The 12,931-nt window shown below is 67.4% G+C and carries 12 protein-coding genes; 9 read left to right on the forward strand and 3 right to left on the reverse strand.

The window, feature by feature from the left end:
• Positions 1–15: 15 nt before the first annotated feature.
• Together DFR40_RS00455 and ubiB are read right to left on the reverse strand one after the other, a co-directional pair.
• Complete coding sequence (locus DFR40_RS00455) at positions 16–3,303, reverse strand: DEAD/DEAH box helicase (RefSeq protein WP_121456526.1); 3,288 nt, start codon at positions 3,301–3,303, stop codon at positions 16–18.
• Entirely contained in the window at positions 3,303–4,823 is a 1,521-nt protein-coding gene (ubiB, locus tag DFR40_RS00460; protein ID WP_121456527.1) for a ubiquinone biosynthesis regulatory protein kinase UbiB, read from the reverse strand. Before ubiB ends, DFR40_RS00455 begins: the two co-directional genes overlap by 1 nt.
• 176 nt (positions 4,824–4,999) lie before the next feature.
• On the opposite strand from ubiB, the gene DFR40_RS00465 reads away from it, so the two are divergent.
• Genes DFR40_RS00465 through DFR40_RS00490 form a run of 6 tightly spaced genes read left to right on the forward strand, consistent with a single transcriptional unit; the run spans position 5,000 to position 10,861 of the window.
• Complete coding sequence (locus tag DFR40_RS00465) at positions 5,000–6,502, forward strand: GGDEF domain-containing protein (RefSeq protein ID WP_121456528.1); 1,503 nt, start codon at positions 5,000–5,002, stop codon at positions 6,500–6,502.
• 9 nt (positions 6,503–6,511) lie between these two features.
• Positions 6,512–7,021: a DNA-deoxyinosine glycosylase gene (locus DFR40_RS00470; RefSeq protein WP_121456529.1), complete on the forward strand. Its 510-nt coding sequence runs from the start codon at positions 6,512–6,514 to the stop codon at positions 7,019–7,021.
• 48 nt (positions 7,022–7,069) lie between these two features.
• Positions 7,070–8,833 carry an arginine--tRNA ligase gene (gene argS, locus DFR40_RS00475; protein WP_121456530.1) on the forward strand — a complete coding sequence of 588 codons (1,764 nt, stop codon included), beginning with the start codon at positions 7,070–7,072 and terminating at the stop codon, positions 8,831–8,833.
• Between the two features lie 21 nt (positions 8,834–8,854).
• Positions 8,855–9,433 (forward strand): SPOR domain-containing protein, encoded by a 579-nt coding sequence (locus tag DFR40_RS00480; RefSeq protein WP_245985554.1) that lies wholly within the window; start codon positions 8,855–8,857, stop codon positions 9,431–9,433.
• Positions 9,434–9,445: 12 nt separating this feature from the next.
• Positions 9,446–10,087 carry a thiol:disulfide interchange protein DsbA/DsbL gene (locus tag DFR40_RS00485; RefSeq protein WP_121456531.1) on the forward strand — a complete coding sequence of 214 codons (642 nt, stop codon included), beginning with the start codon at positions 9,446–9,448 and terminating at the stop codon, positions 10,085–10,087.
• The gene (locus DFR40_RS00490; RefSeq protein ID WP_121456532.1) at positions 10,088–10,861 is read left to right on the forward strand and encodes an SDR family oxidoreductase; all 774 of its coding nucleotides are present in this window, start codon (positions 10,088–10,090) and stop codon (positions 10,859–10,861) included.
• A gap of 1 nt (position 10,862) precedes the next feature.
• Here DFR40_RS00490 and DFR40_RS00495 read toward each other — a convergent pair whose 3' ends face one another.
• Positions 10,863–11,060 carry a hypothetical protein gene (locus tag DFR40_RS00495; RefSeq protein ID WP_121456533.1) on the reverse strand — a complete coding sequence of 66 codons (198 nt, stop codon included), beginning with the start codon at positions 11,058–11,060 and terminating at the stop codon, positions 10,863–10,865.
• 85 nt (positions 11,061–11,145) lie between these two features.
• On the opposite strand from DFR40_RS00495, the gene thiS reads away from it, so the two are divergent.
• From thiS to trmB, 3 genes are read left to right on the forward strand one after another with little or no spacing between them, the layout of a single operon-like run.
• Positions 11,146–11,349, forward strand: coding sequence for a sulfur carrier protein ThiS (gene thiS / locus DFR40_RS00500; protein WP_121456614.1), 204 nt, complete (start codon positions 11,146–11,148; stop codon positions 11,347–11,349).
• 13 nt (positions 11,350–11,362) lie between these two features.
• Positions 11,363–12,145, forward strand: a complete 783-nt coding sequence (locus DFR40_RS00505) for a thiazole synthase (protein WP_121456534.1) — start codon at positions 11,363–11,365, stop codon at positions 12,143–12,145.
• Complete coding sequence (gene trmB / locus DFR40_RS00510) at positions 12,142–12,930, forward strand: tRNA (guanosine(46)-N7)-methyltransferase TrmB (RefSeq protein WP_121456535.1); 789 nt, start codon at positions 12,142–12,144, stop codon at positions 12,928–12,930. The genes DFR40_RS00505 and trmB overlap by 4 nt, the downstream gene beginning before the upstream one ends.
• The last annotated feature ends 1 nt before the right edge of the window (position 12,931 follow it).

Below are 12,931 nucleotides of genomic sequence, written 5' to 3' on the forward strand. Positions count from 1 at the left end.
AACGGGCAAAAATGCTCAGTCCGGGAGCGGCGCGAACAGCGCGGCGAGGTCGTCGTCGCCGAACTTGACCTCGACCCCGCTGTCCTCGGAGAGGATGCCGGCGGCCAGTTCGGCCTTGCGTTCCTGCAGCGCCAGGATCTTTTCCTCGATGCTGCCGCTGACGATCAGCTTGTAGACGAACACCGGCTTGTCCTGGCCGAGCCGGTGGGCGCGGTCGGTGGCCTGGTTCTCGACCGCCGGGTTCCACCACGGATCGTAGTGGATGACGGTGTCGGCGGCGGTCAGGTTGAGGCCGACGCCGCCGGCCTTCAGGCTGATCAGGAAGATCGGGACTTCGCCTTCCTGGAAGCGGCGGATCGGCGTCTCGCGGTCGACCGTGTCGCCGGTCAGCTTGGCGTAGGGCAGGCCGGCGACGTCGAGTTCCTGCTCGATCAGCGCGAGCATGCTGGTGAATTGCGAGAAGAGCAGGATCCGCCGGCCTTCGTCGACCAGTTCCGGCAGCATCGCCATGAGCAGGTCGAGCTTGGCCCGCTCGCTGACCTTGCGCGCCGACGTGGCGCGGACCAGGCGCGGGTCGCAGCAGACCTGGCGCAGCTTGAGCAGGGCGTCGAGGATGACGATCTGGCTGCGCGCGAAACCGCGCTGGGCGATCTCGTCGCGGACCTTGGCGTCCATCGCCGCGCGTACCGTCTCGTAGAGGTCGCGCTGGCCGCCTTCGAGTTCGACGCTGCGCACGATCACCGTCTTCGGCGGCAGCTCGCGGGCGACGTCTTCCTTCTTGCGGCGCAGGATGAAGGGGCGGATGCGGCGGGCGAGCAGTTCGCGGCGGTCGGTATCGCCCTGCTTCTCGATCGGCGTCCGCCAGTGGCGGGTGAACTGCTTGCTGCTGCCGAGGAAGCCGGGGAGCAGGAAGTCGAACTGGCTCCACAGTTCGCCGAGGTGGTTTTCCAGCGGCGTGCCGGTCAGGCACAGGCGATGCCGCGCGTCGATCTTGCGCACCGCTTCGGCGCTGCGGCTCTGGGCGTTCTTGACCGTCTGCGCCTCGTCGAGGATGAGCAGGTGGTAGCTGTGCTGCATCAGCTCGTCGGCGTCGCGCCAGAGCAGCGGATAGGTGGTCAGGACGACGTCGTGGCTGGCGATCTCGGCGAAGCGCTGCTTGCGCTCAGGGCCGTGCAGCGAGAGCACGCGCAGGTCGGGGGCGAAACGCGCCGCCTCGCTCTTCCAGTTGAAGATCAGCGAGGTCGGCAGGATCACCAGCGCCGGCCGGTCGAGGCGGCCGCCTTCCTTTTCCAGCAACAGGTGGGCCAGCGTCTGGGCCGTCTTGCCCAGGCCCATGTCGTCGGCGAGGATGCCGCACAATTTCTGCTCGCGCAGGAACTGTAGCCAGGCCAGGCCTTCCTTCTGGTAAGGGCGCAGTTCCAGGCGCAGGCCCTGCGGCGGCGCGATGTCGACGATGCCCTGTGCCGCCTGCAGGCGCTCGGCCAGGGCCAGCACGTCGTTCTGGCCGCGGAATTCCCAGCGGCTGGTGTCGGTCAGTTCGCTCAGTCGTGGTGCGTCGAAGCGCGACAGGCGCAGCGTCGGGCCGCCGCCGAAGCCGTCGAAGAGGTCGATCAGCGTCATCGCCAGCGGCTTGATGCGGCCGGCCGGGACGCGCAGGCGCTTGCCGGCCGGGGTCAGCAGTTCGATGCCTTCGTCGTCGGGAATGCGTGCCAGTTCACCGCCTTCGAGCCAGCGCGGGTCGCGGCGGAAGAGCGTGGCCAGCAGCGGCGCCAGCGGCAGCCGCTGGCCCTCGACGAGGATGCCCATGTCGAGGTCGAACCAGCCGTCCTCGGTTTCGATCAGTTCGGCGTCCCAGGCGTCGACTTCGACGACGTGGTGACGGAAGTCCTCGGGAAACTCGACTTGCCAGCCGGCCGCGCGCAACTGGGCGAGGCCGCCCTGCATGAAGGCGACCCAGGCGTGCTCGTCGGCCAGGCCGTGGATGCCGTCAGGCGGGCTGCCGAAGGTGTTCAGGGTGTTCGCCGGGATCTTCTGCAGGCCACTGCCGGCGAGCGCGGCCAGGGCTCTTGCCTCTTCCTCCGGGCGGCGCTGGATGCGCACCGTTTCACCTTCGGGCAGGGTGACGAACTCGTTCTTCTCGTCCGGCCGCAGGTCGGCATCGCCATAGCGGAAGATCACGTGGGCGACGTCGAAGGGGCCGCCGCCGAAACTGTACGGATAGCCGCGCCAGGGGCGGTGGCCGTGGGTGTGCAGGGTTTCCAGCTGGAGCACCGGCTGCAGCGGCGTCGCGATCAGGCGCAGGCGGGCGCCGGCATCCTCGGCTGGCAGCGGCAGATCGGGCGCCAGTTCGGAGAGCGCGTCGGCAACCACCGCGGCTTCCTTGGCCGACAGCGGCGGCAGGCTGAACAGGCGATTGACCACGGCCGGGTTGCCGGTCACCGTCAGCGGCCCGCATTCACCCTCGTTCAGATCGACATACCACGGCGGGTCGACCGCGATGATCAGCTCGGTCGGCGGCTCCGGCTTCAGGTAGGGGCGCTGGAAACCCTGGCTGTCGATCTGCCAGCCGACACCGGCCGGGCGGGCGTCGCCGGCGTGCAGCGGCAGGGTCAGGTCGGCTTCCGGATAGAGGCGATGGGTTTCCGCCATCCGCGCCAGGATTTCGGCACCGTGCTTCGGTCCCAGGCCGTAGGCGCGCAAGCCGCTGTCGTGGCCGCGCTCGGCCCAGATCAGGCGGAGGATGCCGAGGTCTTCCTCGGTGACGAACTGCGGCGGCGTCACCAGCGCGCGGTCGACCTTCCACCATTCCTCGGCGCTTTCCGGGTACTTGCCCTTGCGCAGCTCGATGCCGAAGCGGCGCCGGTCGGCGGTCCATTTGAGGATGTAGTAGAGCTGCTGGCGGGCGCTGGCCGGGCGTGCCTTCTTCTTGGCGACGGCGATCGAGGCGCGGCGCAGGTCTTCGACCCAGGAAAGGACGCTGCTGCTGACCCGGACCTTCGGATTGCGCTCCTCGATCCCCTTCAGCAGCAGCGCGGCGATGTGCTTGCAGCGTTTGCCGACCGGGCAGGTGCAACTGGCAATCAGCTGGCCGCCCTTGCCCTTGCCCTGCGGCGCGATCAGCGCCTCGACGCGGTACGGCTGGCGGGCCGAGCCGGGGACCAGGGCACGCAGTTCGCCGGCCTCGACGGTGAAGTCGCGGATCAGGTCGACATAGGGTCGGCCCTTGGTGATTTCGGCTTCGCCGAGCCAGTCGGCGATGTCGTCTTCGCTGTAGCTCTCGGCCAGATCGATTGGCGTGCGCATCAGAAGTAGCGGCTGGCGAAGAGCAGCACGAGTGCGGCGCTGATCGCGGCCAGCCAGAGGTTCTGGCGGCGCTGCACGGCGATCAGGCGTTCGAGTTGCGGCTGCAGGTCGGGCGCTGGCGGCGCCGCCAGGCGTTGGTGCACCAGGCGCGGCAGTTGCGGAATGCTGCGCGCCAGGTAGGGCGCTTCCTGCTTGAAGGTCTTGAGCAGGCCGCGCCAGCCGACCTGTTCGCTCATCCAGCGTTCAAGGAAGGGCTTGGCGGTCTTCCACAGGTCGAGTTCGGGGTCGAGCTGGCGGCCGAGGCCCTCGATGTTGAGCAGGGTCTTCTGCAGCATCACCAGCTGCGGCTGGATCTCGACGTTGAAGCGGCGCGAGGTCTGGAACAGCCGGAGCAGGATCTTGCCGAAGGAAATGTCCTTCAGCGGGCGGTCGAAGATCGGTTCGCAGACGGCGCGGATGGCCGCCTCGAACTCGTCGACCCGCGTTTCCTTGGGCGCCCAGCCCGATTCGATGTGGGCTTCGGCGACGCGCTTGTAGTCGCGGCGGAAGAAGGCGAGGAAGTTCTGGGCGAGGTAATTCTTGTCGCTATCGGTCAACGTGCCGACGATGCCGAAATCGAGTGCGATGTAGCGGCCGTCGGGGGCGACGAAGATGTTGCCGGGATGCATGTCGGCGTGGAAGAAGCCGTCGCGGAAAACCTGCGTGAAGAAGATCTCGACGCCGGCGGCAGAGAGTCGCGAAAGGTCGATGCCGGCGGCGCGCAGGCGCTCGGTCTGCGAGATCGGCGTGCCGTGCATGCGCTCCATGACCATCACGGTCGACGTGCAGAAATCCCAATAAACCTCGGGCACGATGAGCAGCGTCGAATCGGTGAAGTTGCGCCGCAGCTGCGAGGCGTTGGCCGCCTCGCGCATCAGGTCGAGCTCGTCGCGCAGGTATTTGGCGAATTCGGCGACCACCTCGCGCGGCTTCAGGCGCTTGCCGTCGGCCCACAGCTTTTCCAGCAGCAGGGCACCGCTGTCCATCAGGGCGAGATCGTGCTCGATCACCGAGAGCATGTTCGGGCGCAGGATCTTCACCGCCACCTCGTGGCCGCCGTCTTCCGGCTTCAGGCGGGCGAAATGCACCTGCGCGATCGACGCCGAAGCGACCGGCACCGGATCGAATTCGGCAAACACCTCGCTGGCCGGGCGGCCGTAGGCCTTCTCGATCTCTGCCAGGGCCAGCGCCGAGTCGAAGGGCGGCACGCGATCCTGCAGCTTGGCCAGTTCGTCGGCGATGTCGGCCGGCATCAGGTCGCGGCGGGTGGACAGCACCTGGCCGAACTTGACGAAGATCGGCCCGAGCGCCTCAAGCGCCAGGCGCAGCCGTTCGGCACGCGGCGCCGAGAGGTTGCGCCAGAACTGCAGGGCGTTGGCCAGCCGGGCCAGGCGGCCGGACGGCTCGTGTTCGAGCACCATCTCGTCGAGCCCGAAACGGCTGGCGACGGCGGCGATCTTGAGCAGGCGGAAGAGGCGCATCGGGGTGTCCGGCCGGGATTTGGTCAAACGGGCATGTTAACACGGCAGGACGACGGCGGTGGCGGGCGCGTTCGCAATGCGGCATTTACTTCACGGCGGGTCGGGCGATTCGGATACACTTTCCTCATAATTTAGCGGCACGCCGATGTGTCGCCAGAACGATCGTCAATGCACACATGGCCGAGACAAGAAATCCTTCCGAGATCGCCAGGGAAGCCCTGAAGCGGCTGGCCGAGCGGCATCTGGCGCCGACCCCGGCGAACTTCCAGGCCTGCTACAACGAGATCGCCAACCTGCCCAACATCGCGGCTTTTCCGGAGCCGCCGCTGCGGCAGCTGGCGGCCAGCCTGAGTCCGCGCGGCGAAGCCCAGGGCGTCCACCTGGCGCGGCTCGATGCGGCGATTTCCGGGCGTACCTGGCAAGGCGTCCAGGAGTCGCTGCTCGCCTTCATCGCCGCCGGCACGCCGGCGCCCGGTAGTGGCGGCCAGTTGCCGCACGAAGTCGCCGCCGCGCTGCGGCAGCTGCTCGAGATCCTGTTGCCGGCTTTCGGCCGCGACGATGCCAGTTTTGCCGCCGCGGTCGACGAATTGCTGGCCGCCCTGCGTGTCGCGCCCTGCGAGTTCGCCCGCCTCGAGACCGTGCTCGCGCAGTTGTCGGCGCTGGCGCCGGCGGCGGTCGACGAGCAGCTGGAAATCCGCGATTCGCTGCTCAATCTGCTGCACCTGATCATCGCCAACATCGGCGAACTGAGCATCGACGACGCCTGGTTCAAGGGCCAGATCGACGGCCTGCTCGCTGCCGTCGAGCCGCCGCTGACGCTGCGCCATCTCGACGAGATGGAGCGCCGCCTGCGCGACGTCATGGAAAAGCAGAGCCGGGCGCGGGCGCGTTCGGTCCAGGCGCAGGAGGAAATGCGCCAGATGCTGGCGATGTTCATCGAGCGCCTGGCGTCGATGAACGAATCGAGTTCGGTCTTCCAGGGGCGGATCGAGGACAGCGCGCGCCAGATCGAGAAGGTCGAGCGCATCGAGGACCTGGCGCCGCTGCTCCGCGGCGTCGTCGATGCGACCCACGCGATGGCCGAGGAAACCTCGCGTTCGCGCGAGCAGCTGCGTTCGCTGCAGGACAAGGTGCTGGCGACCGAGGCCGAGCTCATCCAGCTGCACCGCGAGCTCGACAACGCCAGTTCGCTGGCGCGCCACGATCCGCTCACCGACACGCTCAACCGCAAGGGCCTGGACGAGGCGCTCGAGCGCGAGATCGCCGCGATGCGCCGGCGCAATTCGGCGCTGTCGCTGTCGCTGCTCGACATCGACAACTTCAAGCGGCTCAACGACCGCCTCGGCCACGAGGCCGGCGACAACGCGCTCATCCACCTGGCCCGCATCGCCCGCTGCTGCATGCGCCCGACCGACACGCTGGCGCGCTACGGCGGCGAGGAGTTCGTCATCCTGATGCCGGACACCACCGTCGACCAGGGCATCGAGGCGATGGTCCGGCTGCAGCGCGAGCTGACCAAGGCCTTCTTCCTGTCGGGCAAGGACAAGGTGCTGATCACCTTCAGCGCCGGCGTCGCCCAGCTCGGCGAGCACGAAACCGGCAGCGAGGCGATCCGCCGCGCCGACCTGGCGATGTACCAGGCCAAGCGGGCCGGCAAGAACCGCGTCTTCGGCGCCTGAGCCGCGCCGATGTCGGCCGTCCAGGGCTTTCCGCCGGTGGCTGCGGCCGATGCCCGGCTGCTCATCCTCGGCAGCATGCCCGGCTGCGCCTCGCTTGACGCCGGCCGTTACTACGCGCACCCGCGCAATGCCTTCTGGCCGATCGTCGGCGAGCTGCTCGGCTTTGCGCCGGAACTGCCTTACGTGCAGCGCCTGCAGGCCTTGCAGGCAGCCGGCGTCGCGCTGTGGGACGTGATCGCCGCCTGCGAACGGGCGGGCAGCCTGGATGCCGACATCGTCGCCGGCAGCGTGCACGCCAACGATTTTTCGGCTTTTTTCGCGGTTCACCGTCAGATTCGCGATGTTTTCTTCAACGGTGCCGCTGCCGAGCAGGCCTTTCGCCGCCATGTCCTGCCCGGGCTGGCGCTGCCCGGCCTGCGCCTGCACCGGCTGCCGTCGACCAGCCCGGCGCATGCCGCGCTCGACCGGGCGGCCAAGCTCGCCGCCTGGTCGGCGATTGTTGCGCTGCCGAATAAATAGGCATCGGCAGCGTATAATCCCGCTTTTGCTAATTTCCGCCGCAGATCCATGGCCCAAGACGTCAAGACCCAGCTGACCGCCCTGTTGCAACAGGCGCTGGCCAGCGTCGCCCCGAGCGCAACCGACACCACCATCCAGCTCGAACGCCCGCGCGACCCGTCGCACGGCGATTTCGCCACCAACCTGGCGATGCAGCTGGCCAAGGCGCTCAAGAAGAATCCGCGCGAAATCGCCCAGCAGCTGGTCAACGAGCTGCCGCCGTCGCGCCTGGTCACGGCGGCGGAAGTCGCCGGCGCCGGCTTCATCAATTTCCGTCTCGACGCCGGCACCAAGACCGATGTGGTCAAGGCCGTACTGGCGGAAAACGAGAATTTCGGCCGGTCGACCGCCGGCGGCTGGCAGAAGGTCCAGGTCGAGTTCGTCTCGGCCAATCCGACCGGCCCGCTGCACGTCGGCCACGGCCGCGGCGCCGCCTACGGCGCCTCGCTGTCGAGCCTGCTGACCTTCGCCGGCTGGGACGTCACCCGCGAGTACTACGTCAATGACGCCGGCCGGCAGATGGACATCCTCGGCCTGTCGACCTGGCTGCGCTATCTCGAACAACACGACGTGGTCGTGCCCTTCCCGCCCAACGCCTACCAGGGCGCCTATGTGCGCGAGATGGCGGCGCAACTGAAGGCAGCCCATGGCGACAAGTACGTGCGTGCCGCCGACGCGGTATTGGCCGGCACGCCGGGCCTGCCGGAAGCCGGTCGCGCCGACGACGAGGCCAAGCAGCAGCGCGAACTGCATCTCGACGCGCTGATCGCGCGTGCCAAGGAACTGCTCGGCGCCGACTGGGACTATGTGCACCAGCACGCGCTCAACGAACAGCTGGCCGACTGCCGCGACGACCTCGAGCAGTTCGGCGTCGAATTCGACGTCTGGTTCTCCGAGAAGGCGCTCTACGACACCGGCCTGGTTGCCCGCTGCGTCGACCTGCTCGAGAAGAAGGGCCACCTCTACGTCCAGAACGGCGCCCGCTGGTTCCGCTCGACCGCCTTCGGCGACGAGAAGGACCGCGTTGTCCAGCGTGAGAACGGTCTGTACACCTACTTCGCCTCCGACATCGCCTACCACCTGAACAAGTTCGAGCGCGGCTTCGACAAGGTCATCAACATCTGGGGCGCCGACCACCACGGTTACATCCCGCGCGTCACCGGCGCGATCAAGGCGCTCGACCTCGACAGCGACAAGCTGCAGGTGGCGCTGGTCCAGTTCGCCGTGCTCTACCGCAACGGCCAGAAGGCCTCGATGTCCACGCGCTCCGGCGAGTTCGTCACCCTGCGCGAGCTGCGCGGCGAAGTCGGCAACGACGCCTGCCGCTTCTTCTACGCACTGCGCAAGTCGGACCAGCACCTCGATTTCGACCTCGACCTGGCCAAGAGCCAGACCAACGAGAACCCGGTGTATTACATCCAGTACGCGCACGCTCGCATCTGCTCGGTGGTCAACCAGTGGGCCGGCGACATTGCCAGCCTGACCGACGCCGACCTCTCGCTGCTGAGCAATCCGCGCGAACTGGCGATCGCCAACCAGCTCGGCCAGTTCCGCGAAGTCATCGAGACCGCGGCGCGCGAACTGGCGCCGCACATGATTGCCTTCTACCTCAAGGACCTGGCTGGCGAATTCCACGGCTGGTACAACGCCGAGCGCATGCTGGTCGACGACGAGAAACTGCGCGACGCCCGCGTCGCCCTGGCGGCAGCAGTGCGCCAGGTGATCCGCAACGGCCTGGCGATCCTCGGCGTCAGTTGCCCCGAATCGATGTAAGGAATGACCATGAGTCGCGACATGAAACCCCGCAAGCCGGCCCCGGCGAAGAAGAAATCCGGCGGCGGCACGCTGGTCGGCATGTTCATCGGGCTGGTGCTCGGCGTCTGCATTGCCGCCGGCGTCGTCTGGTACATCAACAAGGCACCGCTGCCGTTCAACGCCAACGTCCAGAACACCGAGGCCAAGCCGGCGCCGGTGCAGCCGGCACAGCCGATGGCGCTGCCGGGCAAGCCGGGCGACCCGGTGCCGGAGAAGCGTTTCCAGTTCTACGACATCCTCCCGGGCAAGGCCGACGCCGTCCCCGACAAGGCTGCGACCGCGCCGGAACCGGCCAAGGCCGAGCCGGCCAAGGAAGCCGCCAAGGAAAGCAAGGCACCGCTCTTCCTCCAGGCCGGCTCCTTCAGTACTGCCCAGGACGCCGACAACCAGAAGGCCAAGCTCGCCTTCATGGGCATCGAATCGGCGGTCCAGCAGGTGATGATCGAGGATCGCACGCTGTACCGCGTGCGCATCGGGCCGTATTTCAAGCTCGAAGAATTGAACAAAGTCCGCTCCGAGCTTGCCAAATCCGGCATCGAAGCTCAATTGTCCAAGTAAAAGGAGTCACGCATGGAATTTGATCGTCGGCGTTTCGTTTCCGCCGCCCTTGCCCTCGGCGCTGCTGCTGCCGCCGGCCCGGTTGCCGCCCAGTCGGCTGGCCGCGAGTTTGCCGTCCTCAACCAGGCCCAGCCGACCGACGAGCCGGGCAAGGTCGAAGTGCTCGAGTTCTTCAGCTACGGCTGCCCGCACTGTGCCGATTTCAATCCGCTGCTGACGCTGTGGGCGGCCAAGCTGCCTGCCGACGTCGTCCTGCGCAAGGTCCCGGTCAGCTTCGGCCGCGCTGCCTGGGGTAATGCCGCCAAGCTGTTCTACGCGCTCGAAGTCACCGGCGACCTGAAACGCCTGGAAGCCGACGTGTTCAAGGCGATCCACCAGGAACGCACCAACCTTTTCGACGAGAAGACGATCACCGCTTGGGTGACGGCACGCGGTGTCGATGGCAAGAAATTCACCGAGGCCTTTGGCTCCTTCGGCGTGCAGAGCAAGCTGCGCCGCGGCGACCAGCTGGCCCACGCCTACAAGATCGAAGGCGTGCCGGCGCTGGCCGTCGATGGCAAGTTCCTGATCGCGACGCTGCCTTTCGACCAGCAGCTGGCCGTCGCCGACAAGCTGATCGCCCGCGCGCGCAGCGAGAAAGCCGGCAAGAAGTAATTGACGCTGAAGGTCTTCATCACGGGCGCCTCGTCGGGTATCGGCGAGGCGCTTGCCGTTTACTACGCGGAAAACGGCGCCCGGCTCGGCCTCGCCGCGCGCCGCGCGGATTTTCTGGCGGCGCTCGATGAACGCCTCGGCGGCGGCCACGCCTGCTATCCGCTCGACGTCACCGATGCCGCGGCGCTGCAGGCAGCGGCCGCTGATTTCATCGCCCGTTTCGGTGCTCCCGATATCGTCATCGCCAACGCCGGCGTCTCGGCCGGCACCTTGACCGAGTGTGCCGAGGACCTGGCCGTCTTCCGCCGGGTCATGGACATCAACGTCTTCGGCATGGCCGCGACCTTCGCCCCGTTCATCCCGGCGATGAAGGCGGCCGGCGGCGAGCGCCGCCTGTGCGGGATCGCCTCGGTCGCCGGCATCCGCGGACTGCCTGGGGCGGAAGCCTATTCCGCGTCGAAGGCGGCGGCGATCGCCTACCTCGAGAGCCTGCGCCTGGAATTGCGCCCGCAGGGGATCAAGGTGGTGACCATCGCGCCGGGCTACATCGAGACGCCGATGACCGCGGTCAACCCCTACAAAATGCCATTTTTGCTGCCGGCGCCGGAAGCCGCCCGGCGCTTTGCCGCGGCCATCGCGCGCGGCGTCTCGTACACCGTGATCCCGTGGCCGATGGGCGTCGTCGCCAAGCTCTTGCGGCTGCTGCCGAACTGGCTCTACGACCGCTTGTTCACCGCGGCGCCGCGCAAGCCGCGCGGGCTGCTGCGCGACTGATTCAGTGCGTGCCGGCGTGCAGCAGGATGTCGGCGGCTTCGGCGCTGACGCCGCTGTGCTCGGCAAAGCAGCCGTCGAGCGGACACTCGCGGCCGGGCGGGCAGTCGTGTTCGCGGGCGCATTCGCCCTGGGTTTCGTCGGTCAGGACCATTTCGCGGACGGCTTCGCAGCGGGCGATCGGGGCATCAAAGATGGACATGGCGGTCTCCTCGTGAGCGTTATGACTTCAGTATAGACAATGCGTCGCCGAATCCCAGCCGGACAGTCCTGTTAAAATGCCGGCCATGCCCGAACTCAAGATCAACGGCGAAAGCCGCCATTTCCCCGACCCGCTGACCGTTGCCGGCCTGATCGAGCAGCTCGGCTACGCGGGCAAGCGCATCGCCGTCGAGCGCAACGGCGAGATCGTTCCGAAGAGCCAGCACGCCGCGACCGCTCTGGTCGCCGGCGATCAACTCGAAATCGTCGTCGCCGTCGGCGGCGGCTGAACCGGAGAACTCCATGCATCAACTGACCATCGCCGGCAAGGCGTACCGTTCCCGTTTACTCGTCGGCACCGGCAAGTACAAGGATTTCGCCGAGACCCGCGCGGCCATCGACGCCTCCGGCGCCGAGATCGTCACCGTCGCCGTGCGCCGCGTGAACATCGGCCAGGACGCCAGCCAGCCCAGCCTGCTCGACGCCGTGCCGCCGTCGCAATTCACCATCCTGCCCAACACCGCCGGCTGCTATACCGCCGACGACGCCGTGCGCACGCTGCGCCTGGCGCGCGAGCTGCTCGACGGCCACCCGCTGTGCAAGCTCGAAGTCCTCGGCGACCCGACCAACCTCTTCCCGAACATGCCGGAAACGCTGAAGGCTGCGGAAACCCTGGTCAAGGAAGGTTTCGAGGTGATGGTCTACTGCGCCGACGATCCGATCCAGTGCAAGATGCTCGAAGAGATCGGCTGCGTCGCGGTGATGCCGCTCGCCTCGCTGATCGGCTCCGGCATGGGCATCGTGAACCCGTGGAACCTGCGCCTGATCATCGACAACGCCAAGGTGCCGATCATCGTCGATGCCGGCGTCGGCACCGCGTCGGACGCCACCATCGCCATGGAACTGGGCTGCGACGGCGTGTTGATGAACACCGCCATCGCCCATGCCAAGGACCCGGTGCTGATGGCCAGCGCCATGAAGAAGGGCATCGAAGCCGGCCGCGAGGCTTTCCTGGCCGGCCGCATGGCCCGCAAATACTACTCGGCCGACCCCTCGTCGCCGACCACCGGACTGATCGGTTCATGAGCGACGACCTGCTGATCCACCCCGCCGCCGAAGGCGACGAAGGCGAATACACCGCCGGCCGCCACGGCCACATCAAGAGCTTCGTCCGCCGCGCCGGCCGCATGTCGGAAGCGCAGCAGCGCTACTACGAAACGATGCTGCCGAAGATCGGCATTGCCTATCAGCCGTCGAACATCGACCTGACGGCGGTGTTCGGCCGCAACGCGCCGAAGATCCTGGAAATCGGTTGCGGCATGGGCGAAACCACGGCGCGCATCGCCGAGGCCCACCCGGAAAACGACTACTTCGGGCTGGAAGTGCATGTGCCCGGCGTCGGCGCGCTGTGCAAGCTGATTGCCGAGAAGAACCTCAACAACCTGCGCATCGGCAACCACGACGCGGTCGAAGTGGTGCGCGACATGCTGCCGGAAGGCTCGCTCGACGGCATCCACATCTTCTTCCCGGATCCCTGGCACAAGACGCGGCACAAGAAGCGCCGCCTCATCCAGTCGCCCTTCGTCGCGCTGCTCGCCTCGCGCCTCAAGCCGGGCGGCTATTTCCACTGCGCCACCGACTGGGAAAACTACGCGCTGCAGATGCTCGATGTGCTCGGTCGTGAGCCCAGCCTGGACAACAGCGTCGCCAATCCCGCGCCCGAGGCGCTGGCGACCGCGCTGGAAGCCGATACCGCCGCCGGTCTGGCCGGCTTCGCCCCGCGTCCGGATTACCGGCCGCTGACCAAATTCGAGAACCGTGGCCTGCGTCTGGGCCACGGTGTCTGGGATCTCGTATTCAGGAAACGCTGAC

The organism is Azonexus fungiphilus, from assembly GCF_003634965.1.
Classification (GTDB): Bacteria; Pseudomonadota; Gammaproteobacteria; order Burkholderiales; family Rhodocyclaceae; genus Azonexus; species Azonexus fungiphilus.